Origin of the sequence: Methylomonas albis, assembly GCF_014850955.1 — a bacterium.
Lineage (GTDB): Bacteria > Pseudomonadota > Gammaproteobacteria > Methylococcales > Methylomonadaceae > Methylomonas > Methylomonas albis.
The window spans coordinates 4,812,222-4,836,650 of sequence record NZ_JACXSS010000001.1 but is presented as its reverse complement, the minus strand read 5'-3'; the positions used below and the strand labels follow the sequence as shown (position 1 = coordinate 4,836,650).

Sequence of the window (24,429 nt, the reverse complement as noted above, 5' to 3'; positions counted from 1 at the left end):
TGTTCCTTGAGGGGCGCTTACGCCGCTTATTCCGAGGGGCTCGCAACTTTAAAAGCTAGCAATTCGTGAAAGTGCGGCCAGTCGAAAAAAGGGCCGGGGTCAGTTTTTCGGCCAGGGGCGATGTCGCTATGACCGACAATGAGCTGGTTCGACAATTTCGGATAATTTGCCAGCAAGGTTTTAGTCACATCGACTAGCTTCTGGTATTGCATGTTCGTGTATTCCACGCTTATTGCGCCTTCCAGCTCAATACCAATAGAAAAGTCGTTACAACGTTCCCTGTCTTGATATTTTGAGACGCCTGCGTGCCAGGCTCTGCGGTTGAACGGTACATATTGTCTAATGCTGCCATCCCGGCGAATCAGTAAATGCGCGGACACCTTAAGCTGATGTATGTCTTGGAAATAAGGATGCGCGCTTGGATCCAGGCAGTTGCAAAACAGTTGGTCGATATAGCCGCCCTCGAATTGCTCCGGAGGCAGGCTGATGCAATGGATTACTAATAAGGAAACGTCGTCGGGATCCGGTCTATCGTCGCAGTTCGGCGAAGCGATCTGGCAAGCGCTACTCAGGTAGTGGTCGAGAATCATCATAGTTTTCAAGCTCTGAGGGTGTTGCGGTATTTTAAAGATTTGCTTGCTGATTGGTCTGAGTTTCGTTCGGTAGTCACGAGTTTGCGGTTTATAATGACCAGCCTTGTTCATCGCCCATTATCACGTCCATGCAACCAAGTTCCGCAGAAATCGCGCGTTATCTCGCCGAAGATATAGGTAGCGGCGATATTACCGCCAGCATTGTCTCGGTCGAGGCCCAGGCTAATGCCACAGTGTTGACCCGAGAGCCCATGGTGCTGTGTGGCCGAACGTGGTTCGATGCTGTGTTTCAACAACTGAGTCCACGAGTCGTCGTCGATTGGCAATGCGATGAGGGCGAGAGCGTATCGGCGAATACATTGCTATGCCGGTTGTATGGCCCTGCTCGCGCATTGCTGACAGGCGAGCGCACAGCGCTGAATTTGCTGCAAACCTTATCCGCGACGGCTACTGCCGCTCGCCGCTATGCCGATGCTGTGGCGGGGACTGGCTGTAAGGTATTGGATACCCGAAAAACCGTGCCCGGCTTGCGTTTGGCGCAAAAATACGCGGTTAAGTGCGGTGGTTGTTTTAATCATCGTATCGGTTTATTCGATGCAGTCCTAATCAAGGAAAACCATATTATCGCGGCCGGCTCAATTGCCAACGCGATTGGACTGGCTAGAGGCTATGCGAATGTGCCGGTCGAGGTGGAGGTGGAAGACCTTGACGAATTTGCCCAGGCTTTTGCTTCGCAACCGGATCGGATAATGCTGGATAATTTTTCGCTGGCCGATATGCGTATAGCGGTGGGACGGAATCGGGGGGCGGTAGAGCTAGAAGCGTCAGGAAATATTACTTTGGATAATATTCGATCTGTAGCGGAAACCGGCGTCGACTTTATTTCGATAGGTGCCTTAACCAAAAACATCGCAGCGGTGGATCTGTCGATGCGTATAGCCATACGCATCGATTAATCACCATGCTGATGCGCTCAGTTAACAGCGTTCAACATCTCATTTTCATATAAACGCAATTTTTTCCAGTTCACGAATTTAGTGTCGTCGAACGGCGCGTCGTGATCTATGGCATGCTCGTAGCAGCTGCGAAATAGACGGGCGGTTCGAAACGCATGTAATTCGTCGTCGGCGGTGACCGTATCCACATTACCGACTTGGAAGGTTTTATTGCGGGACTTCCCGTCTTTTACCCAAAATACCGTGTAGCAAAGATAGCTTTTATCTTTGCGGTGATCGAATTTGATGGTTCTGGATACGCCGGTTACGCCCGTAGTGGTTTTGTTTTTGGGTGGTTTTAGGAAGCGGGTCTTGCTGCCTTTCAATACCACCAGCATCTGATCGCGCCAAGTGATCGCGGCTTTCAGCGACTTGGTTTTGCTACCCCAGAGCTTGTGAGAAAAATAACGGCTGCTTTCCTTGCCGCGCCGGACGATGCGTACTTGAAAACCGAAAGTATCGGGTTCTGTAATGTGTTTTACTTTTGCCATTTGTCGTACCCTAAAAAATCCACAAAGGTCTGCATAGTGAATTTAAGCAGCGCGAAGCACGCAGACCGCCTGTTATTTGTGTAAGCTATGGATTACAAATTAGCGCGAAATCGACAGTCTTGCAAGCGGAATTTGCTAGGATTATTAGGTGAATACCAACTAATTTAGTGTAGAATAAGTCTCAGCCTTTTTGCGGAGGCGTAAACATACTCTTAACCTTTTGTTTTTGTAACTAATTTTGGAGAAAATTGATGAGCGTTTTAGTAGGTAAGCAAGCTCCTGACTTTACAGTTCCTGCGGTATTAGGCGACGGTCAAATTGTTGACTCTTACAGTTTTTCCGGTGCGACTAGCGGCAAATATGCAGTACTTTTCTTTTATCCTTTGGATTTCACCTTCGTTTGCCCAAGCGAATTGATTGCTTTGGATCATCGTATCGACGAATTCAAAAGCCGTGGCGTTGAAGTGGTTGGTGTTTCTATTGACTCGCACTTTACCCATAACGCGTGGCGCAACACGCCTGTCAATCAAGGCGGTATCGGTCCCGTTCGCTACACACTGGCAGCCGACATGACGCATAGCATCTGCAAAGACTATGATGTTGAATCCGCTGGTGGCGTGGCTTTCCGCGGTAGTTTCTTGATTGATAAAGCAGGTGTTGTCCGTCATCAAGTTGTCAACGACTTGCCTCTGGGCCGTAACTTCGACGAAATGTTGCGCATGGTTGACGCGCTTCAGTTCCATGAAGAGCACGGCGAAGTTTGCCCAGCGGGTTGGACTAAAGGTGATGCAGGCATGAATGCCAATCCTGCTGGTGTAGCTGAATATCTGAGTAAAAATGCTGATAAACTGTAAGCATTAGCTTTATTTTGAGATAAGGCGCATTGTCTAGACAATGCGCCTTTTTTTTGCCTAACATTCTGTCTGGCCGAACGAAGTACATTGAAGAAATCTAGGCAGAGCTGCTTGGTAAATCTGCCGCCGCAATTCGCAAGTTATTCGCGTGTATGGTCAATCAATTTTTGCCAGCCGAAAACTTACTTTAGCGCGTTCTGTCCAGCTTGCGGTAGCCTATGGCTTCGCTAAGGTGAGCGATTTCAATAGTCGGGGAATTGGCCAGATCGGCAATCGTTCGCGCCAGTTTCAAAATCCGGTGGTAAGCCCTATGCGACAGGCCGAATTTTTCCAGCGCTTGTTCCAGTAGCTGGTGGCCGGTTTCAGACAAACCGCAAATAGTCTTCACTTCGGCGGCGGTCAGCGCGGCATTGGCTTTGCCTTGGCGTCGGTAAGCGATTTCTCGGGCCGCGACGACGCGTTGACGAATAGTCTCGCTAAGTTCTTCGCCGGTCGCCGAGCCTTTACGCAATACATCTAGCGCGACGCGCGGTACTTCCATATGCATGTCTATCCTGTCCAGTAGCGGTCCGGAAACTCTAGCGCGATAACGGGCTACTTGCTCCGATGTACAGCGGCAACGCCCGGATGCATCGCCCAGATAGCCGCATGGGCAGGGGTTCATTGCTGCGATCAATTGAAAGCTGGCCGGAAAATCGGCTTGGCGGTTGGCGCGGGAAATAGTGATATGGCCGGTTTCCAAGGGTTCGCGTAGAACTTCCAAAACCTTTCTATCGAACTCCGGAAGTTCGTCCAAAAATAAGGCACCGTTGTGCGACAGGGATATTTCGCCAGGTTTGGGATTGCTGCCGCCACCAACCAACGCCGCAGCTGATGCGGTATGGTGGGGTGCTCGGTATGGAGGTTGCCGCCAACGGCTGACGTCCAGACCATGGTCGCTGATAGAGGCCAACGCGGCCGTTTCCTGAGCTTGCTGTTCGCTGAGTTCCGGCAAAATCGTCGGCAAACGCGCCGCCAGCATGGATTTACCAGTGCCGGGCGGGCCTAGCATCAGTAAATTATGTTTTCCGGCAGCGGCAATTTCCATGGCTCGCTTGACGTGAAATTGGCCATGCACATCGGCAAAGTCGACGGTATAGACTACTTGCTCGACGCCTAGGCTGATTTCGGCTGGCGCAATGGCTTGCCGACCTGCAAGATGAGCACAGACTTCCAATAGCGTCCTAGCCGGCAGCAATTGTGCATCCTTGATTAACGAGGCCTCCGCCGCACAAGCTGCTGGCAGAATTAGTTGTCTGAAAGCGTTTCGGCAATGGATTGCCACTGGCAAAGCGCCGGGAATAGGCCGCAATTCGCCGCCTAGCGACAGTTCGCCTATGCATTCGTATTCATGCAGTGCGTCTTTGGGGATTTGTCCGGAAGCAGCCAGAATGCCCAAGGCAATCGCCAAATCGAAGCGGCCGCCTTCTTTGGGCAAGTCGGCGGGCGCCAGATTGATAGTGATGCGCTGAAACGGAAACTCGAAGTGCGAATTAATGATCGCTCCGCGCACCCTATCCTTGCTTTCTTTCACCGCTGTCTCGGGCAAGCCGACTATGTTTAGAGCAGGCAAACCGTTACTGACATGCACTTCCACGGTCACTTGCGGAGCGTCTATGCCGGCGCGGCCCCGGCTGTAAACGACGGCCAGTGACATGGCGCTTTAAGCTTGCGGAATCCGCTGTTCCAGATCGGCGACGCGTTTTTCCAGTTCTTCCAAACGGGCGCGGGTTTTTGCCAATACGGCTTTTTGCACTTCAAATTCTTCGCGGCTGACCAGGTCCAATTTGGATAACCCGCTTTGCAGCAAGGCGTGGACGTTTTTTTCGACGTCGTCTTTCAAGTTGGTCAAACCGGGTGGAATGGCGCCGGCGATACGTTCGGCAAGGTTGTCTATAGCTTTGGGATCGAACATGGTTTTACTCTTGGTCTATGAATGAATTGGGAACGGGTAAATGATCACGGCATATTTTATCAGTATCCTCGCGATCCAACGGTTGTTCAGTCAGGCCACATTGATAGTGATGAGCTTCCACCGAAAAATAATGGCAGGAGCGGCACAAGCCAAAACTCTTGGATTGGTTGACTTTCTGCAGCACGCCCAGTGTGGTTTGCAAGGCCTGGCCTATCGTATCGAATTCCTGCCGGCTGACCTTGGATTCGGCCTGCTTAAAAATATCCAAGGGTTTTAACTCGTCGATCAACTGCATGCCGGCTTCGGTTAGACTTAGATGCACCACCCTACCGTCTAACGGATCGGTAGTCTTATTCAGATAATGCTTACGCTCCAAAATCTGAATAGTCTGCGATACCGTGCCCTTGGTCAAGCCCAGATACTCGGCCACCGCAGCATGGGTGTTGCTGTATTTATTGCACTTGGCCAGATATTCCAACACCTGACCATGCACTGGTTGTAAGTTGATCGCTGCGTATTTTTTGCGTTCTTCCGAGCGCAATAAGGCGCTGATCCGTTCGATCAGCTTAAATGTGTCTAATTCATGCATTAGCGCGATTCTAACACAGGCCGGACGCTTAGCATGAACGGCGGCCGGCTGTGGTGTGGAAATCGGCGGATTTAGCCCAAACTATCCATGTGGTCGCCCCAACTAAGATTGTCTTTGACATAGTAGCGATACTGCCCCGGCGTTTGCTGTTGCAGACTCAACACATACAGCGTACGCCCGACGCCGCGCCGCCGATAACCGCTTTTTTCCTTATCCACGACTTGATCGCGCCAAGCGCCGAAGTTGATATAGGTAAAGTTGTTGTGTTTGCTGGGTGGCGGCGGATTAATGTCGGCTTCAGCTTCCAGGGGAATATGGGTGTGGCCTTCGCCGTGTAGCCGGAAACCTTGGGCTAGAAAAGCATCTTGAAAGGTCGGGAATGCTTGCAGGTTTTTAAAGCTGGCGCCATCCTCGCTGTAAACAGATATCGGCAGCAGTTTTTCTAGTATATCGGCGAGCAACAAAATACCCCGCACCAACCGCAATTGAATGCGGAACATATTGAAAGGGCCGGTCAGCATCAGCCACACTCGTGCGGCTTTCAAGCCAAGGCGCCGGGCCGCCGGTGAGCATTCCAGCACAAAGTCATCCTGCAACCATTCGCATAAGGCTTTGTATAGCTCGGCTTCGATAATATCGCGCACTGCCTCGGACGCTTTATTGCGCGTTTCATCCAAGATCCGACTGACGGCGGCCGTTGTTGGTCGGTACAGATCCAATTCGGCCAAAATCCGTTTGATGCGCGTCAGATCCGGTTCGGGTTGTGTCTGCCGTTGGTATTGGTCCAGAGCCAGATAACTGCGATAAATGAAGGTCGATAACGCGCCGGACGCGACGGTGTCGCCGAAGCAGGGCGCGGTGAACGGCTGGTAGTTCAGCTGTTGCCAAGCCTTGGCGCGCCAGCCATCCTTGGTGGTCCATCCCGGTTGGGTGTTGGCGGCCTTAAAACTGAGACAATTGTCGCGGTCTCGCCATTGTCCGTGTGTGATGAATAGCCGCAGTCCGGCGTCGCCCCAATAAAACGGCAGCCAGGGCACGCTGTCGGGCGCGGCGAACTGCTGCTCGTTGTCGAAGTACATTCGCCCTACCCATTCACGATACGCCGGAGATAGTTCCGAAATTATTTGCCCCAGGCATTTCTCGTAAAAAGTCTTCAACACCTCGGGAACAGTGAATATCTCCTTGTCATGGTTGCCCAGCAAGGTCAGCACTTCAACCGCTACGCCCTTGCCACGCAACGCCTTGGCGGTTTCCTGCAACAGATAGAAGAATCCTGCTGGTTTGCTTTCGCTTGGTCCGAGCGTGTGAATGTCAACGATCTTGTTCATAATCCTGGTCAAACAGGGCGCGAACTCCGGGTGTTGGCGCTGCCAGGGATATACCCGGCTTTTGGCCCATTCCGCACTGCGGATCATATCCACCACGTCGCCGTCCAAAATCAAAACCAGCTCGTTGATTGTCTGGGTGTCGCAGGTTCTGACGATGTCATCGAAGAAAGCTGGCCATACTGTTTCTTCCGGGCTTTGGTCGCCTGCGCTGTCGTCGGTGAAATGCACGTCGCTGATACAGACGCACAAGCGATTTTGCGGCACCGGGCCGCTGCGTTCTGCTTGCAGCGTAGCCAGCGTCAGTTCTAAATCTTCTTGAGTACTTGTCATGGCTGCATTCCTCAATTGCGATGTTTATTCAAGAATTCCACAAGACGCGGAAAAATATCCTGAGCGGCATTCTTGCCCATGATCACGTCGGCGTGGCCGTAATCCGGAATCACCGCCAATTCATGGCGACCAGGGACGATTTGCTCCAGACGTTGGTGGCAGACGATGTTGGAATCGCGGAACAAAGCATTGTCCTGACCGGCGACGAACAGGCACGGCGTTTCGATCTCGCTGGCATATTGAAAGTAATTGTCAGGCAGAGTCCGGTAACGTGGCTCGTTGGTTTGGTATTTGACGGCCGTGTTGCCAGCGTTGACCATTTTCAATACGTGACGGTAATAGTTGACCGAACTACCGCCGAACAGGTCGCCGCAACGGCGATGGGTCACATCGTGCAGATTTTCGTGTTTGTACAACACCGGAAAGCCCCAGCCCCACATAAAGCTCAGCATGTGGCATTCCGGCGAATCGCATTCGTGGTGGAATGCCGAAATCGCCATCGCCAGTAATTTGCCGGCGCCAAATCCCGGATCACGCCGCCAATGTGGATTCAGATAATCGACGCCCAGAATATAGTCGGCAGCAAGCGGCCCCAGATACAACTTGATTTTCGCGGGTAGCGGTACGCGCGGTGTCAAACCCACGCCATTGGCGATAAAACTGCTGATGCCGGTTACCGCCTTACCGAACAAGCTCATGCTAAACGCCAGCGCACCAAAGCAATGGCTGATCACGTGAATCCGCGCGTCCGGCCCCACCGCCTGGCGCACGGTCGAGATGGCCGCCGGCATGTCGTACAGGGCCAGATCGTCGACGTTGTAACGGTGTCGTTGCAGGTTGTAGGAATAGCGGTTGCTAATCCGGCCGTCCAGGGTCCAGACGTCACCAAAACCATTGTCCAGCAGATAACTGGTCAAATTGTAATGTTCGGGCATGATGAACATGTCGCTGGCGGCAGTCAGGCCGGGGACCAAAACGACCACGTCCTGACTGGCTGCGCGTTTGAAACGTAACAGACTCAAACCCAGCCGGTCGGCGGTGGTAAAGTGATGAGTCGTCACCTCGGCATCCTTCACGCCTTCCAGCGTATACAATGGAATCTCCCGCTCGAAACTGCCCATCTTTGGCGTCATGGACGGTTTGTAGACTTCCCATAGCGCGCCCAAAAAGAAGCCGCCGAAGCGTTCCACCGCGTGCAAGCGGTCTGTTAATGTTTCGCCGCTGGCGCGTATCGTGGTCAGTTGCTTGGCAAAGTCCATCACTTCGATATACAACAAGCCGGTGGCGTAGACCTTGGCTTTGGCTTCCTTGTCAGCTTCCACATGGCCCTTGAATAAGTTGGTGAACAAGGTGGTGGTGTCGGCCCACAGATCCGGACCGACGTTGTTTTGAATCTGTTTGCGCCCGCTCAGGGTCAAAGCCTGGCCGTTGGCATCGGTGAAAAACAGGCGATAGAGCATTTGTTTGCGATCGGCATCGGCGCTATCGACGAACAGATTGAACACGCCTTTATCCACCGTGCGCCGGCCGCCGATCAGATCGCCTTCCACATAGCCGATGGCCGCCGATTGATGGGCGTCGGATTCTAAAAAAGTATCCAAATCGTCGCTTTGGATGGTCAGATGAAACATGAAGTAATGGTTATCTTCCTTGCCTTGCCTATAACCGTCTTCGAAAGCGGTTTGGCCCAGGCTGAGATAGCCTTTCATTTCTTCGGTGAATTCGAACGAGGCTTTGTTGGTAGTTGTCATGTCAGTAGTCCTGTGAATTAGGTTTACACGCCCAAGCTGGCATCGGGTTTGATACCGGTGATACCTTCGGCAATCCATTCCGCAGTCGCGGAAATGGTTGCGACGGGGTTGGCGCCGACTGCACTGGGCAGAATTGAGCCATCGACGACATATAGGCCTTGATAGCCAAATGCCTGGCCGCGTTGCTCGGGGTGGCCGCTGACCACGCCTTTATCCGGCGAGTCGGCCAAGATACAGCCGCCCAAAGGATGTACGGTCACGTTGTGGCGAATCGGCAAGTCCCAAGTCGGTAGCGGGAAAAACCAATTGGATTTGACAAATTTTTTGAAGCGCTCGCCGGCCGAGAGAATCGCCTGATACAAACTCATGCTGGTTTCTTGCGGCCAGTCTAGGTCGATTCGGTCAGCCTTGTTGAGTGTCAGTGTGCCGTCGCCGTTATCCAGGCCCATGCAGAGCATGACTACGGATTTTGAGGACAAATCATCCTTTAAAATCTCATGCAAGGAAAATCCCAGCACACCGTTCCAGATGCCGTTGTGCAGATATTTTTTCAGCCATGCGGCCAGGGCTTTCACGGCCCGCACCAGCTTGCGTAGGGTGCTGGTCGGAAACGCGCCTTCTATATACCAAGCCAGCCAAGCCGGATAAGAGGCGTCTTCCAGTACGAAAGCCTGCTCTCTATTGAAGCGGTCGAACAAATTGTAATCGGTGTATTGGGTAATGACCGGCCCGTAGTTGGGGTCGGCGTCTTTTTTGCCTTCCACTGCAAATGACAGAAAGTCGCCATTGCCGGAGAACCAGCGCCCCAATTGCTCGCTGAGTTTGGGTAGGCTGTGATACACATCACGACAGCGCAGCAATAGCTCGTTGCTGCCGAACGTACCTGCCGAAACTACGACGCGGCGGGTTTTCAGGCTTTGCGACTGTCCCGAGGCAAAATTCTGAAATTCCACCCGATAGCCGAATTCGCCGCCAGCGGAGGCGTCGTCATCGCCATGCTGATTGAGGGGCACAATTTTTTCGGCTTGGCAGTCGGTAAACACTTGGCCACCATGCTGGTGTTGGCCGGCGTGAATGTAGTTTAGGTCCAGGGTGTTTTTAGAGTGGGTATTGCAGCCGATATCGCATTCGGCACAATAGGTACATGAAGTTTGCGTGGCGCCATAGCGGTTTTTCTCCTGCAAACCGATGGCGATGGGTGCGTCGGAACCGTTGTAGTTGTAATCGTTGCCAAAAAATACGCAGATGTCGGCCAGCTTGCTGGTGCGGTTTTCGTGGGCAGCAAACTCTTGAAACAGTTCGGTGCGGACGATTTTTCGGCGGCTGTCGGTTTGCCAGGATGGAACCGGGCGGGCTCCCAAAACTTGCTTGGCGACTTGATAATACGGAGCAAGGGTGGTTTTATCCAAGCCGGTCGGCCAGCCCTGCTCGAATACCTGCTCGGGGGGGCGAGGAAGACGTTGGCATAAATCAGCGATCCACCGCCCAGACCGGCGGAGATGACTGCATCCATCTTCTTATAATTGCGAATGTCGAACAGGCCGCGCAGATTCTTGTTTTGAATGTGGCGTGGCCGGTCTACCTCATCGCCTTCCATGCTCCAAAAACTGTCGGCAATTTGTTTGGGTGAGCGGGCGAAAGAACCCATCGGATAATGCCTGCCGCGTTCCAGTAACAGCACCTTGGCACCCCATTTTTGTGCGAGCCTGCAAAAACTGATGGAACCGCCGAAGCCGCTACCGATGACTATCGCTTCGTAATCAAAGATCGAATTAGCCATTTACACCTCCTCAAGAAAGATTTTTTATTATTTTTGGATCATTGTCCTGCTAGCAAAAAGTTAAAGAAAATCGGTGTTGCCAAGCTAAGCGTATCGCTAAAAACCTGTACAGAACAATGCCTTGCAACGTCATGCGCCGACGCTGTTTCGGCAGTATAGCCTAGTTCGTGTCGTGATTCGATTAATGTGAAAAAGGTCACTCGCAGCGTCGGGGATGGCGTTAAACATTCCTTGTTTTCGCGATAGGAAGGCTATACTTGAGGCCATTTTTAGCCATAGGTGAGGAGCCGTTATGAATAAAATATCCGTCAAAAATCCGGTGGTGGAGATCGACGGCGATGAAATGACTCGCATCATCTGGCATTTCATCAAAGACAAACTGATTCTGCCTTACCTGGATCTGCAAATCGACTATTACGACCTGGGAATCGAACAGCGAGATGCTACCGACGACCAAATTACCATCGATGCGGCCAATGCCATTAAAAAGCATGGCGTGGGGATAAAATGCGCCACCATCACCCCCGATGAAGCGAGGGTCGAAGAATTCAAACTGAAAAAAATGTACAAATCGCCGAACGGCACGATTCGGAATATTCTGGATGGCACGGTCTTCCGCGAACCGATCATATGCAATAACGTGCCGCGCCTGGTGCCGAATTGGACCCAGCCGATTTGCATTGGCCGGCATGCGTTCGGCGACCAATACCGAGCTACCGATTTCGTGACCAAGGGCAAAGGCAAATTAAAGATCAGCTTTACCCCGGACGATGGCGGTCCGGAGCAAAGTTTTGAGGTCTATCATTTCGAAGGTGACGGCGTGGCTCTGGCAATGTACAACACCGATGAATCCATCGCAGGTTTTGCCCGTAGCTGTTTCAACGTGGCGCTGGATCGTGGCTGGCCGCTGTATCTGTCCACCAAAAATACCATCCTAAAAAAATACGATGGCCGTTTCAAGGACATCTTCGAAGACATCTACCAAGCCGAATACAAAGACTTATACCAAACCACAGGCATCGTCTACGAACACAAACTAATCGACGACATGGTGGCATCGGCGTTGAAATGGAACGGCGCCTTTGTCTGGGCCTGCAAGAACTACGACGGCGACGTGCAATCGGATACCGTGGCGCAGGGTTTTGGATCGTTGGGCTTGATGACTTCCACCTTGGTCACGCCGGACGGAAAAACTATGGAAGCTGAAGCGGCGCATGGCACCGTCACCCGCCATTACCGCATGCATCAACAGGGCAAAAAAACCTCCACCAATCCGATTGCGTCTATCTTTGCCTGGACGCGCGGCTTGGCATTTCGCGGCAAATTGGACGGTAATCCTGAGCTGATTAACTTTTGCGAAACCCTGGAAAAAGTCTGTGTCGATACTGTCGAAGCGGGACAAATGACTAAGGATTTGGCCTTGTGCATCTACGGCGACGATTTAAACGACTCGCATTATTTGACGACCGAAGATTTTCTGGAGGCGCTGCGAGTCAATCTGGAGCAAAGCCTTTCAGCTTAATGCGGCTTTTGTAATTCGCTGGGTTTGGTCGCCGTCCCGGCGAATTTTTAAGTTGCTGACTTGCTCACAGATCGCTAAGAAATCATTGCTACAATCCAGGCTAAGTTAATCACTCAGCCCATAGGTACACAACATCATGCGCTTATTATTGGTAGAAGATGACGCCATCCTCGGTGATGGTTTGAAAGCCGGCTTGACGCTGGAAGGTTATGCGGTGGATTGGTTAATCGACGGTGCGCAGGCCGACGAAGCGCTGAAATTGAACCATTACGATCTCGTAGTGTTGGACCTGAACTTGCCGCGCATGGACGGGATGAGCGTGTTGAAAAACCTGCGCCGCCGTAAGGACAGTACCCCGGTTCTGGTCTTGACCGCTCGCGAAGGCGTCGCCGAACGGGTGGCGGGGTTGGACAACGGCGCCGACGACTTTGTCACCAAACCTTTCGATCTGGCGGAAATTTGCGCACGTTTGCGCGCATTGGCCCGCCGTCATGATGGCCATAGCTTACCCTTGCTGGAACACAAAGGCGTAACAATCGATCCGGCCGCGCACCAGGTTTATTTCAACGGCAAACCGGTTGATCTGGCGCAAAAAGAATTTGAAGTGCTTAGTTATCTAATTGGCCATATCGGCCAGGTCATCTCTCGTGCCCGTTTGGAAGAGTCTTTATATGCCTGGGGCTCGGAAGTGGAAAGCAATGCGGTGGAAGTACATATCCATCATCTGCGTAAAAAATTGGATACCAATCTGATTCGCACCATCCGCGGGGTCGGTTACATCATCGACGAAAATTAATGAGTAAACGCTTTCGACTGGCGCCGCGTTCGCTGAAAAAGCAGCTGCTGTTCTCGCTATTGTCTTCGCTGTTGTTGGTGTGGGGTGTGACTGCCTATATCAGTTACAAACAAACCCGCGACGAAATCGCCGAACTGTTTAATGCCGAATTAGCGCAGTCGGCGCGCGTGGTGCATGCTTTTGTGGAAAACATGGTGCGGCAACGGGCGCTGACCAAGTTGTGGGAGCGTGACAAAACCCCTGAACTGTTCGACACACCCATCCTTGGGCATAAGTACGAACGCAAGATTGCCTTTCAACTGCGCTCGGTGAAAGAAGGTTTGGTGTTGCGCTCGGAAAGCGCCCCGGAATATGCGTTGTCGCTGACCCGCAATGGCTATAGTGAAACGATGCTGGACGGTCAGCTTTGGCATGTGTTCAGTTTGAGCACCGAAAACGGCAATTATGTGATTCACGTTGGTCAGCGCGACGACATACGCCGGCAATTGGTGGAAGGTATCGCCGGCCAACAAGTGATCGGTTTTTTGATAGCGTTGCCGATTTTGGGCGTGATGATCTGGTGGATCGTTAGTCGTACGCTGTCGCCGGTCAATCAGGTCAAGGAACAATTGGCCAGCCGTGCCGCCGGCTATCTGCAACCACTTGATGTTGAAAATTTGCCGGACGAAGTGCTGCCGGTGGTCACGCAAATCAACAGCTTATTTGCGATGCTGGAACAGGCCTTTGCTAACGAACGCAACTTTACCTCAGACGCCTCTCATGAGCTGCGTACCCCGCTAGCCGGTCTGTTGACGCAAATTCAAGTGGCGCAAAAAACCACCGATGCGCAGATGCGCGATCAGGCTCTGCAAAAAGCCCAACAAGCAGTGTCTCGAATGACACATACGGTGCAGCAATTGCTGACTTTGTCACGGGTGCAGCACCAACAAGCCGGGATTGCCAAGCAGTCTGTCGATGTGAATCAAGCCTTGATCGAAGTGATTTCCGATTTGGATCACGCCGCCCGCGCCAAACGCATCGATATTGAATTACTAGGTGAGTCGGGTCTGCTGATAGACGCCAACCCCCAGTTATTTCAGGTGTTACTGCGCAATTTAATCGATAACGCAATCAAATATTCACCTACTCAAGGCTGTATCAAAGTGGTTTGTCGCCGCGAAAAAAATCGGCTTTATTTAAGCGTGGACGACAGCGGTCCCGGCGTTGCCGATGACGACTACCAGCGCATCACCCAGCGCTTTTACCGTTGCGTGGAGACCGCCAGTAGCGTCGAGGGTAGCGGCTTGGGTTTGTCCATCGTGCAGCGCATTGTGGCTTTGCATGCTGCCGAGATCGATTTTGCCAAGTCGAGTTTGGGTGGATTGAAAGCAATCTTGAGGCTGGATTTGATCGATCAGCGGCGGTAGTTCGACTCTAGCATGGTGGTATTGCCAAGGACGGATTGGCTCCAGCCGTCATTTGCAAGCAAAGTGTGACTATACTTTCTGCATTACTTCTATCCCTCTCCACTCTTTAAATCTTAATCATGCTTAACCGACTTATTGCGAACTGGGTTTATGGCGGCGTCCTGGCCGGGCTGTTATTGCTGTTGCTTACGCCCTTGCTGACGGCGTCATGGTCAGAAGCATTGACGGCGACGTTTCTCCTTTTGCCGGTTTATATGCTTCACCAATACGAAGAACATGACAATGACCGTTTCCGGCTGTTCTTCAATGCCACGCTCGGCAAAGGTAAGGACGTTCTCTCGCCAACTGCGGTATTTATCACTAATGTTCCCGGTGTTTGGGGTGTAATCGGCTTGTCGCTGTACCTGGCTGCGGGGGGCAATGTCGGATGGGCACTTATCGCGGTCTATCTGGTGCTGGTGAATGCTTTTGTCCATATTGTGCATGCCTTCGTTTTTCGCGGCTACAACCCCGGCCTTGGTACTGCGTTAGTGCTATTCACACCCTTTGGCGCGTATGCCTTGCGGCAGGTACAAATCGCGGGGGGAGGAGCGCCGGCGTTTCATGCGATAGGCCTTGTTATAGCGATTGCTATCCACGCGGCTATTTTGCTGCATGTGCGGCGCCAGCTATAAGTCGATACAAGTGCTGCCAAGTTTTTACCGTTGTGTGGAATCCTTGAACCCTGCCGAAGGTAATGGCTCGGGTTTATCGGTTTTAAAGATGGTTGCGCCCTGAAGCCCAAGCAGGCCGGAGGGCGCGTAAGCTTTTCCGGCCAATTTGTGTTTTGGAAATGGTTACGTGATCGCTGATTATTTTTTGCCAAAAAAGTGCCGCAGCGCCTACTCGGTATTTTAAGCTTGGTTGCGACGGCGGCTTAAAGAGAACAAACCGACGACGCTAGCAAATAACCAAATTGCAGCCGGTACGGGGACTGGTTGCAAGAATCCGCGAATCTCGCCGCCGAGAAATGCCTCAGTATGAATGTTGAGATAGGCTTTGCCCTCTGCCGCTCCGGCCAGCAAGGCATTCAATGCGGAGCTAACATTTTGGCCATGATTAAAGATGAATGCACTGTTATAACCGAATTGTTGGCTAAGATCGTAAGTTTGGTCCATGCTGCCGGATGCTTTGCCCAAAGGAAATAGACTAAAGCTTGGAGTTTCACTGGCTACGCCCGCCGTCCCGATACCGGCTAGGGAAGTGCAGCAATGGAGATGTGACGCGGTGGTGTTGCCTGTCAAGCCGCTAAAAGAAAGTTGAACCCGCATGGTGACTAAGTCCAGATCAAAAGTGACTAGACCTTTGCCAGTACCAGGCGAACTATTTGCGGGGGCTTCGTTTGGCCCAGATAAATCGACAGTATAAATAAGCTCGTGAGCTGCCGCGCCAGTGCTGGTTAAACTTACCGACAGTAACGCTAGTAACAACATAATGCTTTTCATGAAAATCTCCCTAAATACCAATGCTGGATTAATGGATTTTGTGTCAAAAAACGTCTGCCGATAGCTCAGTTCGCTACCTTCCCCTAAAAGGCAATTGGATTGTCACTTGCTTTGATATGTGCGGTCAATCACATAATTCTTAATTTTTTCAATGGCTAGATATTAAACCAAGTGGGCCGGCGACAAAGCCGGGATAGGTCGATTTGTCCTTCAATCAGCGGGCCGAAATTTGAGCGACGCTACTGGTATCCATTGGGCTTCTGTATTGCTCAAAGTTGCTGGCATTTCCCGTTTTTGGCAAGTTTCCCGGTTCTGATTTGCGCGTCAATATGGTCTAATCATCGCCTTTTTTGTCGGAGAGGCGTCATACCCATGCCAAACTTCAAGGCTATTTATTTGGGCGTTGCCGTGCTCACCAATTTGGCGTTGTTTGGTTGTGGCGAACAAAAACTTGCGACCGCGAAGCCGGCTTTGGGTCAGACTATTCTCAGCCCTATAGACGCCAAAGCGCTAGGCTTACAAAATCTAGTCAGTTTCGATGTGTATGTCGACAGGCAGACTGTGCATGCTGTTTTCGTCGCGATGCCAGCCGGTAGCAAGCAACCGTATATAGGCTATCTGCGCTCGGAAGACGGCGGCTTACATTGGTCGCCACCCAGCGCTTTAAGCCCACAATTTAATCAGCCTGTTGAGGCGAAAATCGGCAACGATATTCAAATTGCCGCAGCCGGCGACAAATTGCTGATCGTCTGGCAAACTACCGGCGAATTGCCGGGTATGGGGCCGTTGCTAACTGTTTATTCGACTGATGTCGGAAAAACTTGGCAGCAAGGAACCAAGCCGACCGGCAGCGATGCCGATCAATCGCACCACGAATTATTGGCTGACAGCGAAGGCCGCTTTCATGCGGTGTGGCTGGACGATAGAGACGAGAACGGATACCAAGGTGTGCGCTATGCGCGTAGCAGCGATGTTGGTAAAAGCTGGGAACTGGCACAGACTATCGATGATTCCAGTTGCTCGTGTTGCTGGAACCGCCTGGCTGTGGGCGCCGATGGCAAGTTGAATCTGTTGTATCGGGATATGCAGCCGCGCGATATGGCGTTGGCACAAACTGCTGATGGTGGCACCAGTTGGCAGCGCTTGAGTACGGTAGGTGAGTTCAATTGGATTTTCGATGGCTGTCCGCATAACGGCGGCGGATTGAGCGTGGCCGGCGATGGTTCTTTGCACAGTTTGGTATGGACCGGCGCGGAAAATCAGGTAGGGCTGTATCATATGCAATCCACCGACAGTGGTAAAAGCTGGACGCCGCCGCAACGGCTTGGCGAAGCCGGGGCATTTCATTCGGATATCGCGTTCGGTGCCGGTCGCTTGGTTGCAGTGTGGGATGCGCTGGGGCCGGAAGGTTCTAAAGTATCCGTCGCGGAATCCGCCGACAATGGCGGGCATTGGTCGGCGGCAAAACCTTTGTCCTTGTCAGGCGGTTCGGCAACATTTCCGCGCATCGTCGCCACGCAGACTGGCTTGCTGGCAATGTGGTTAGAGCAAACGCCAGCTGGCAAACAATGGTCGGCGGCAGTTTTACAATGATTTTTATACTTAAAAGAGGTGGTCATGCCCAAGTTAGACATAACAAAAATAATAAAACCCTGTTTGTTGGCCATCGCCTTATTCAGCCCGGTTCCGGCATTTGCGCACGCTATTTTGGTGAAATCGCAACCGGCTAAGGACGAAACCGTCACAGAATCGCCCAAGCAAATCGACTTGTGGTTTAACGACGCCGTACGCAGCGAATATAAAGCCCTGGCTGTGATCGATAGCACCGGTAAGCGCGTGGATAATCACGATGTCGGGCAAAGCCTGACCAACGGCGCCAACATTTATGCCACGGTGCCAACACTGGCACCCGGCACTTATACTATCCGCTACCGAGTGGTTTCCGAGGATACCCATATCGTCACCGGTAAGTTCGAATTTACCGTCAAGCCCTAGTTTGCATTCTTCCATCGGTTTACATTTATGACTATTCAGCGACTTCCCGTCTTATTGATAGCCGGGCTTATGGCCTGCGTCTTTTTACTGAGCGGCTGTGACAAGCTCGGATTTAGCAATAAGCAATCTAACGCATTGGGCAACCGCCCGGATTTGGATTGCATCATCGCCAACGATTTTTATGCAGTGCATTTCAGCGCTTATTTGCAACCGTCCAAGGACGATAAAAACGTCGATCCTAAAGCCGCTTTCGTGCCGTTTTGCCAAAAAATCCCCAGAGCCGGCAAGATGTTTTTCACCGCCGATCTGATCGATCGCGATATTCGCGCCACGCCTATCGGCATTCGTTTAGTGGAAGTGGAAAAGACCGGTCAGAAAGCCCCTGATGACTTTCGCGAAATCCGCACCGTCGCCGAAATTCCCTCCAAACTCTATCCAAAAGGCGCGGTAGAAGCGCAAGCCGATGTGGATAAAAACGGCGATTATGTGTTGTACCTATTGATCGGCGAAGCACTGGAAGACGACGATAAATTCCAGGTGGCCTTGGAAGTGGGTGTCGACCCAAAAGGCGCAGATCTGCCGTTGGTCGCTATTGGCGCTGTCGTGGCCTTGCTGTTAGTCGTGCTCGGGTTTTTGATCTATCTGTACAAACGTAAAAAAGCCGCGCCAGTCGATAATAATGGGGAACAGCCCTAGTGAAAGACATGCGTAAACGATATGGGCGGTTTGGCTTGGGGCCGTATCTGCTATTGGCCGGTTTGCTGTTGCAATCGGGCTGGGCGGTTGCCCACGCACCCGGCCTTAGCTCGATTGATGTAGCCGTCAAAGCTGATCAAGTCGTCACCAAATTGACTTTTGCCTTGCAAGACATCGAAGCCTTTGCACCGATGGACAGCGATCTGGATGCCGAAGTCAGCACCGCCGAGCGCGAAGCGGCCAAGCCGGATATCGCCAAAATGCTGGCTGAGCAGTTGCGGGTCAATGTTGATGGCAACGACGTACATATCGCAACGCCGGGCATCGTGAATTACGACGAGCAGAACAATGCCCATGTCGAGTTCAACTTTTCGGCTGCGCCGCAAAAGCAGCTGGTGTTGCAATCCAAACTACTGGCCTGGTTGCCGGACGGCCATCAGCAATATGTCACAGTGCGCGACGCTGCCGGGAACACGCTGCGCGAGAAAATGCTGAGCCGAGCCGACGACCAGCTGCAGCTGGGATTGGTCCAGGCCGACGCTTCCACCGTGCAAAATGATTCCAAGTTTTCGGCGTTTGCGGATTTTTTGAAACTGGGCATCGAGCACATTCTCACCGGTTACGATCATTTGCTGTTTTTGTTTGCCTTGCTGGCGGTGACGCATAGCTTCTGGCCGGCGATCAAGATTGTTACCTTTTTTACCATCGCCCATTCCATCACCCTGGCCTTTGCCGGGCTTAACCTGGTGCAGCTGCCCAGCAGTTTCGTCGAGCCGGTGATTGCTCTGACCATTATTTATGTGGCGGTGGAAAATATTATTCGCGGCGACCATCCCAAAGGTCGCCAATGGCTGACCTTTGGTTTTGGTTTGATTCACGGCTTTGGTTTTGCCAGCGTCTTGCGGGAAATGGATATTACCAGCGGCGATACCGGTATCTTGTTGCCTTTGCTGTCGTTTAACTTAGGTATAGAGACCGGCCAAATTGCCGTGGCATCGGTGGTATTGCCGCTGATCTGGTGGTTGAACAACAAACCGGCGATAGCCGAGAAATTTCTGAAAGCTTGCTCGGCGCTGGTGGCCTTGATGGGCGCTTATTGGTTGTTGGAGCGGACGGTTTTATAGACCTTAGCCGGTAGGTGTGGAACGTTTTTCCGGTCCCCGTGCGCTGCGCGGGGACCGGAATATTTGGCGTTGCGATGATTCTGTGCCGCAGCGAGGCGAAGATTGCAATTCCCACGTGGCGCGTGGGAATGAGCCCAAACACCTACCGTCTCACGGGTTAAAACTCTACCTTTATGGACCCCAGCAGCGTTCGCGGTGTGCCGATATTGACCCGCGAGTTTGGCCCCAGGCCTGGAATCACGTCTTGTAGATAATTTTTGTCCAGCAGGTTGTTTACATTCAGCTGGAAGGTGACTTTGGATTTACTGACTTTCAAATTGTAGGCCGCCATTAGGTCGACCGTGACGAACCCAGGCACATTATAGGTATTCGGCACATTGGTGGAGCCATCGCGCAGGGTAATGCCGCCGCCAACTTTAAAGCCTTTCAATGAATCCTGTTGAAAGTCGTAGGTATTCCAAAACGTCCCCACATTCCTTGGTATTGCGTACATTCGCAACCCTTCGCGGCCATTGTTATCTTTGGTAACGCGGGTGTCCAGATTGGCGTAGGTGGCAATCATATTCCAGCCCGGCAGGATTTCGCCTTTGATGTCCAGCTCCGGTCCGCGGCTACGTACTTCACCGACCGCAATGGAATACAGCGGATTGCTCGGATCGGTAGTGGCGACGTTTTGCTTGGTCAGATCGAAATAGGCCAGCGTGGCGCTGAGCCGGCCGTCGAAAAACTCGCTTTTGGCACCTAATTCCCATTGCTGCGCGCTCTCCGGTGGCAGCGGTTTACCGCCTTGAGCCAGACCGTTGGTGGCGCCAAAATTTTCGACATAGTTGCCGTAAAAGCTCAACCAATCTTGTGCTTGCCACAACACGCCGACTCGCGGAGTCACCGCATCGACGGAAAGATTTGTCAGCGCTACTTTATCGGCTTGATCGATCACCTGATAACGTAAACCGCCCATCACATGAATCCCGTGCGGCAACTGAATCTGATCCTGGGCGTACAAGCCGTAGAAGTCGGTGTCGGTGTCGTAGCGGTCAAATCCGGTCGGAAAGCGGTAGCCGGTGTGGATAGGGTTATAGATGTCGATGCCGGTCGCGGGATCGCCGTAATAATATTGGCCGGTCGAACAGTTGTTGTAATAATCGCCGCCGACCAACAGTGTGTGCTTCAATCCAAAGGTATTGAAATGGCCGGTTAAGTCCAGCGTCGTGTAATAAGTATTGATGTCGGCCGGATTGGCGACCACGATTCGATTTAACTGGTTACCCGTCAGTCCATCTCCCAGCATCGCTACGCTGTTCGGGGTATCCCGGCGTTCGGTGGCGAAACGGTGGCTGATGCTCCAGTCGTCGTTAAATTGATGCGACCAATTGAAGCCCAACAAAATGTCGTCGTGATTCTCCGGGGTCTTTTCCATTAAATTGCGCCCGCGCGGCATATCGATGAACCGGCCGTCGACGTAAGGCCAAACCATGGTGTCGTTGACCAGATTGTCGTGTTTGTATTCCATCTCGAAGGTAATTTGCGTTCGAGCGCTGATGTTCCATTTCAGCACCGGCGCCAGAAAGATGCGCTCGCTATCGACCAATTCCCGATACGACCCGCTATTTTCGTAAGACGCATTCATCCGGTACAACAAGGTATCGTCGTCCGTCAGCGGACCGGTCGCATCGATTGTGGTGCGGTAAAAATCGAACGAACCGAACTGCTGCTGTAAGGCGTAATAAGGGGTATTCAGCGGCTGCTTGGTCACCACGTTGACCATGCCGCCCGGCTCCATCCGCCCGTAAAGAATGGAGGCCGGGCCTTTGATCACTTCAACCCGTTCGACATTGGCCATCTGCCGTTTGCCCCAAGAACTGAACTCGGAGTCGTAGCGAAAGCCGTTCCGAAAGATAGCCGAACTGCGAAAACCGCGTAGGTACAGGTCGTCCGACAGGCCGCCGGAGCCCGCGCTGGCGGTTACGCCGCTGACATTTTTCAACGCGGTATCGATGGTGACGGCCTGCTGATCGCTCAATACTGCTTTCGGCACGATTTGAATATTTACCGGCGTTTCCATCAACGGCGTATCGGTTTTGGTAGCCGTCGCGGAATCGCGCAGCGCATAGTCCTTGCTATACGGATCGTTCGCGTCATACGCCGCCTTACCCATCACCGTCACAGCCGGCATCGTAGCCGCCGACTGCGGCTCGCTTTTATTGATCGGCGGTTTAGCTTCAATAATCGCCGTATCCTTGCCCACCAAACGATAGCCCAGCCCGCTGTCCTTCAGCAATTTATTCAGGCCTTGGGCAACGGTGACGGTGTCATGCAGGGCCGGCGCGCTCAAGCCGCGCGTCAGCTCGGCGTTGAACACCAGTTTCAGATTGGCCTGGTCGGCGAAAGCGGTCAGGGCTTCGGTCAAACCTCCGGCGGCGATTGAATAGGTTTGTGTGCTATCGAATAGGGGTTCGGCACTGAGCGTGGGGCAAGCAATGCTCAGTGCCAGGGCCGTCATGGCGAATGGCGTGGCGGTAAGCGGGGCGAATGTTGATGTCCTCATGGATGCTCCTGATTGCGTGAAGGGCGACGCCAATAGCCGGCGTTACTCTTCACAACGTTTCAGCGCGAAAATCATGAACACCGGCGCGATATTTTTTTCCAACATCGCCGGCATGCAGTGGCAATCAAGATAGTTTGGGGAAAGCATTTGGCTGGCTTGGACTGCGTCATATCCCGATCTGTACGGCATTTGACACGGTTTTAGTGACATGCAGAGGCTAGCAAATTTGGTGTATGGCTCAAACCGAGATTTAGCAAGCCGGGGTTGTAGGTGCTGCTCAAGCCTTATGCAAAGCCAAAATGGTGGAGATTTCCAGCGGGCCGGCTTACCTGATTCGGCAGCGGTTGAAGAAATTGGCGCCATTTTTGCTGTTGTATAAGCCGCTCACTCTTTTTCTTATCCTTGCCCATACGCCAACTGATGAATGCTGTTTCGGATAATCTGGATCATTTCTTTCGGGAAAACCGGGACGATTTAGTTGGCTTTTTTCTGCGGCGCTTGCATTGCCCGGATACTGCCAAGGATTTGGCCCAGGAAACCTTCTTGCGGATTTTGTTCTCCGAACAACGCGGGCCCACCCAGGATAGGCGGGCTTTGGCGTTTTTCATCGCCGGCAATTTGGTGGTCGACCACATTCGCAAGGAATCGGTCCGAGCCCGTTATGCTCCAGCCCAGGATATGCCGGCCGACATGCTGGAGGCGGTCGCCAGCAATGACCCGGATTCCGAAAAGCAGTTGATGGTTTTGCAAGATCTGGAAGCGGTCGATGCAGCCTTGAATGAATTGCCGGACGATTGCCGTACGGCTTTTTACCTGAGCGCCATTGAAGGCCTGACGTATACGCAAATTGGCGAATGTCTGGGGGTGTCCGAACGGGTTATCGCCAAACGCATTGCTAAGACCCTAAAGCATTGCCGGGCCAGTCGCGAACAGTATTGAATCCAGTAGCCGGTTTATTTTTCGGCGGCATTATTATATCGTTCCCACCCTCTTCCTTTGTCCCCGCTGCCTTGATGAACATCAATCCCGACAACTCCGGCGAAAGCTTAGCCGACCAGGCGATAGACTGGTTGGTGCAGATGCGTTCCGGGTCGGTTACCGATGCCATGCGTTGCGAGTTCGAGGTTTGGTATAGGCAAGACGACGCGCACCGGCAAGCCTATGTCGAGGCCGAGATGCTGTGGGGTTCGGTTGCTGAGGCGGTCAAAGCTGCGCCGCCCGCTAATCTTCCGGCCGGGCAGCTGCGGTCGGTGCCGCAAGCGGTAGCAATTCGCCGCAGGCCGCGTCTCGCGGGCTTGGCGCTGGCAGCCTCGCTGCTGCTTGGGGCAATGTTGGGCCGGGGCATGCTGCAAGATTGGTTGCTTAGCGATTATGCAACCGCCGTTGGTGAGCAACAGCAGATTCAACTCGCCGACGGCAGCAGTGTGCTGCTGAATACCGATACCGCGCTGGCGCTGGACTGGTCGGCGGAGCGGCGGCGGGTGGTGTTGCTCAGAGGGCAAGCCGAATTCAAGGTCGTCGCTGACACACATAGGCCGTTTGAAGTTGTCGCGGGCGATACCGCGGTCCGGGCTTTGGGGACGGTGTTTGATGTGGCGCGGCGGGAATCCGGTGCGGTCGAGGTCAGCGTCACAGAGCATGCGGTGGCGGTACGGTTGACCGACAAACCCGATGTGGTGCCGATGCGGGTCGAGGAAGGGCAGCATCTGCAGTATGTCGGCAGCGGTGGCTTAAATAAGCCGGACGCGGCAAATCTCAAGCAGTTAAATGCCTGGAAACGCGGCAAACTCATTTTTAACGATCAGGCGCTGGCTGACGTGGTGACAGAGTTGAACCGGTATTCAAAAGCCAAAATCCTGCTTCAAGGCCAGGAGATAACGCATTTTCGCGTTAGCGGTGTGTTCCCTACCGACAGTCTGGCCATGCTGGACGCCTTGCAAAAATCCTTGTCCATCCGTATGACGAAGTTAGGGCCGTGGCTGGTGATTTTGCATATGTGATGGTTTGGGGTTTCAAGCGAAACTGATAATTTGGTCGGTGAGACTTTCCGGAGATGGCGTGTGCAAGTTGGTTGCGGCCTAACTGAAGTGTTTCAAGCCGCCGCCTTGGCGGATAAGCGACAAATTGTCAGGAAAGTAGCAGGGTTTTTAGGGGTGTGGTCTCAAATATTATTTATATATCAATATCTTATATTTG

At 52.6% G+C, this 24,429-nt stretch carries 23 protein-coding genes; 13 read left to right on the top strand and 10 right to left on the bottom strand.

Annotated features, from left to right (window positions below):
- Positions 1–26: 26 nt before the first annotated feature.
- Complete coding sequence (ampD, locus tag EBA_RS21820) at positions 27–593, bottom strand: 1,6-anhydro-N-acetylmuramyl-L-alanine amidase AmpD (protein WP_192377360.1); 567 nt, start codon at positions 591–593, stop codon at positions 27–29.
- A 128-nt stretch (positions 594–721) separates the two neighbouring features.
- Here ampD and nadC point away from each other — a divergent pair, with 128 nt between their 5' ends.
- The gene (gene nadC / locus EBA_RS21815) at positions 722–1,549 is read left to right on the top strand and encodes a carboxylating nicotinate-nucleotide diphosphorylase (protein ID WP_192376677.1); all 828 of its coding nucleotides are present in this window, start codon (positions 722–724) and stop codon (positions 1,547–1,549) included.
- A gap of 17 nt (positions 1,550–1,566) precedes the next feature.
- Here nadC and EBA_RS21810 read toward each other — a convergent pair whose 3' ends face one another.
- Positions 1,567–2,079: a hypothetical protein gene (locus EBA_RS21810; protein WP_192376676.1), complete on the bottom strand. Its 513-nt coding sequence runs from the start codon at positions 2,077–2,079 to the stop codon at positions 1,567–1,569.
- A gap of 251 nt (positions 2,080–2,330) precedes the next feature.
- On the opposite strand from EBA_RS21810, the gene EBA_RS21805 reads away from it, so the two are divergent.
- The gene (locus EBA_RS21805; protein ID WP_064009166.1) at positions 2,331–2,933 is read left to right on the top strand and encodes a peroxiredoxin; all 603 of its coding nucleotides are present in this window, start codon (positions 2,331–2,333) and stop codon (positions 2,931–2,933) included.
- A gap of 187 nt (positions 2,934–3,120) precedes the next feature.
- Here EBA_RS21805 and EBA_RS21800 read toward each other — a convergent pair whose 3' ends face one another.
- The 6 genes from EBA_RS21800 to EBA_RS21775 form a co-directional block, all read right to left on the bottom strand.
- Entirely contained in the window at positions 3,121–4,629 is a 1,509-nt protein-coding gene (locus EBA_RS21800; protein WP_192376675.1) for a YifB family Mg chelatase-like AAA ATPase, read from the bottom strand.
- 6 nt (positions 4,630–4,635) lie between these two features.
- Positions 4,636–4,887, bottom strand: coding sequence for a ubiquinone biosynthesis accessory factor UbiK (gene ubiK, locus EBA_RS21795; RefSeq protein WP_192376674.1), 252 nt, complete (start codon positions 4,885–4,887; stop codon positions 4,636–4,638).
- A gap of 4 nt (positions 4,888–4,891) precedes the next feature.
- Positions 4,892–5,476, bottom strand: coding sequence for a MarR family winged helix-turn-helix transcriptional regulator (locus EBA_RS21790; RefSeq protein WP_192376673.1), 585 nt, complete (start codon positions 5,474–5,476; stop codon positions 4,892–4,894).
- Between the two features lie 71 nt (positions 5,477–5,547).
- Positions 5,548–7,134, bottom strand: coding sequence for a hypothetical protein (locus tag EBA_RS21785; protein WP_192376672.1), 1,587 nt, complete (start codon positions 7,132–7,134; stop codon positions 5,548–5,550).
- An 11-nt stretch (positions 7,135–7,145) separates the two neighbouring features.
- Complete coding sequence (locus EBA_RS21780; RefSeq protein WP_192376671.1) at positions 7,146–8,885, bottom strand: alpha/beta hydrolase; 1,740 nt, start codon at positions 8,883–8,885, stop codon at positions 7,146–7,148.
- Positions 8,886–8,908: 23 nt separating this feature from the next.
- Positions 8,909–10,294, bottom strand: coding sequence for a GMC family oxidoreductase (locus tag EBA_RS21775; protein ID WP_225616393.1), 1,386 nt, complete (start codon positions 10,292–10,294; stop codon positions 8,909–8,911).
- A 663-nt stretch (positions 10,295–10,957) separates the two neighbouring features.
- Here EBA_RS21775 and EBA_RS21770 point away from each other — a divergent pair.
- The 4 genes from EBA_RS21770 to EBA_RS21755 all read left to right on the top strand — a co-directional run bounded on the left by EBA_RS21770 (position 10,958) and on the right by EBA_RS21755 (position 15,063).
- Positions 10,958–12,187, top strand: a complete 1,230-nt coding sequence (locus tag EBA_RS21770; protein ID WP_192376670.1) for an NADP-dependent isocitrate dehydrogenase — start codon at positions 10,958–10,960, stop codon at positions 12,185–12,187.
- 136 nt (positions 12,188–12,323) lie between these two features.
- Positions 12,324–12,983, top strand: coding sequence for a response regulator (locus EBA_RS21765; RefSeq protein ID WP_192376669.1), 660 nt, complete (start codon positions 12,324–12,326; stop codon positions 12,981–12,983).
- Positions 12,983–14,389: an ATP-binding protein gene (locus tag EBA_RS21760; protein WP_192376668.1), complete on the top strand. Its 1,407-nt coding sequence runs from the start codon at positions 12,983–12,985 to the stop codon at positions 14,387–14,389. The genes EBA_RS21765 and EBA_RS21760 overlap by 1 nt, the downstream gene beginning before the upstream one ends.
- Before the next feature lie 119 nt (positions 14,390–14,508).
- Entirely contained in the window at positions 14,509–15,063 is a 555-nt protein-coding gene (locus EBA_RS21755) for an HXXEE domain-containing protein (RefSeq protein WP_192376667.1), read from the top strand.
- A 219-nt stretch (positions 15,064–15,282) separates the two neighbouring features.
- Here the strand turns inward: EBA_RS21755 and EBA_RS21750 are convergent, their stop codons facing one another.
- Entirely contained in the window at positions 15,283–15,873 is a 591-nt protein-coding gene (locus EBA_RS21750; protein WP_192376666.1) for a CHRD domain-containing protein, read from the bottom strand.
- A gap of 372 nt (positions 15,874–16,245) precedes the next feature.
- On the opposite strand from EBA_RS21750, the gene EBA_RS21745 reads away from it, so the two are divergent.
- From EBA_RS21745 to EBA_RS21730, 4 genes are read left to right on the top strand one after another with little or no spacing between them, the layout of a single operon-like run.
- Positions 16,246–17,466 (top strand): sialidase family protein, encoded by a 1,221-nt coding sequence (locus EBA_RS21745; protein WP_192376665.1) that lies wholly within the window; start codon positions 16,246–16,248, stop codon positions 17,464–17,466.
- A 24-nt stretch (positions 17,467–17,490) separates the two neighbouring features.
- On the top strand, positions 17,491–17,868 hold the full coding sequence (locus EBA_RS21740) for a copper resistance CopC family protein (protein ID WP_192376664.1): 378 nt from the start codon (positions 17,491–17,493) through the stop codon (positions 17,866–17,868).
- A 27-nt stretch (positions 17,869–17,895) separates the two neighbouring features.
- Positions 17,896–18,564 carry a hypothetical protein gene (locus EBA_RS21735; protein ID WP_192376663.1) on the top strand — a complete coding sequence of 223 codons (669 nt, stop codon included), beginning with the start codon at positions 17,896–17,898 and terminating at the stop codon, positions 18,562–18,564.
- Positions 18,565–18,572: 8 nt separating this feature from the next.
- Positions 18,573–19,688, top strand: coding sequence for a HupE/UreJ family protein (locus EBA_RS21730; protein ID WP_192376662.1), 1,116 nt, complete (start codon positions 18,573–18,575; stop codon positions 19,686–19,688).
- A gap of 157 nt (positions 19,689–19,845) precedes the next feature.
- Here EBA_RS21730 and EBA_RS21725 read toward each other — a convergent pair whose 3' ends face one another.
- Complete coding sequence (locus tag EBA_RS21725; protein WP_192376661.1) at positions 19,846–22,233, bottom strand: TonB-dependent siderophore receptor; 2,388 nt, start codon at positions 22,231–22,233, stop codon at positions 19,846–19,848.
- Between EBA_RS21725 and EBA_RS24660 the strand changes: the two genes are divergently transcribed.
- The 3 genes from EBA_RS24660 (at position 22,232) to EBA_RS21715 (ending at position 24,233) form a co-directional block, all read left to right on the top strand.
- On the top strand, positions 22,232–22,366 hold the full coding sequence (locus tag EBA_RS24660; RefSeq protein WP_267873601.1) for a hypothetical protein: 135 nt from the start codon (positions 22,232–22,234) through the stop codon (positions 22,364–22,366). The two genes, EBA_RS21725 and EBA_RS24660, sit on opposite strands and share 2 nt — an antisense overlap.
- A 287-nt stretch (positions 22,367–22,653) precedes the next feature.
- Positions 22,654–23,172 (top strand): RNA polymerase sigma factor, encoded by a 519-nt coding sequence (locus EBA_RS21720; RefSeq protein WP_192376660.1) that lies wholly within the window; start codon positions 22,654–22,656, stop codon positions 23,170–23,172.
- 74 nt (positions 23,173–23,246) lie between these two features.
- Positions 23,247–24,233, top strand: a complete 987-nt coding sequence (locus EBA_RS21715) for a FecR family protein (protein WP_192376659.1) — start codon at positions 23,247–23,249, stop codon at positions 24,231–24,233.
- Positions 24,234–24,429: the final 196 nt, after the last annotated feature.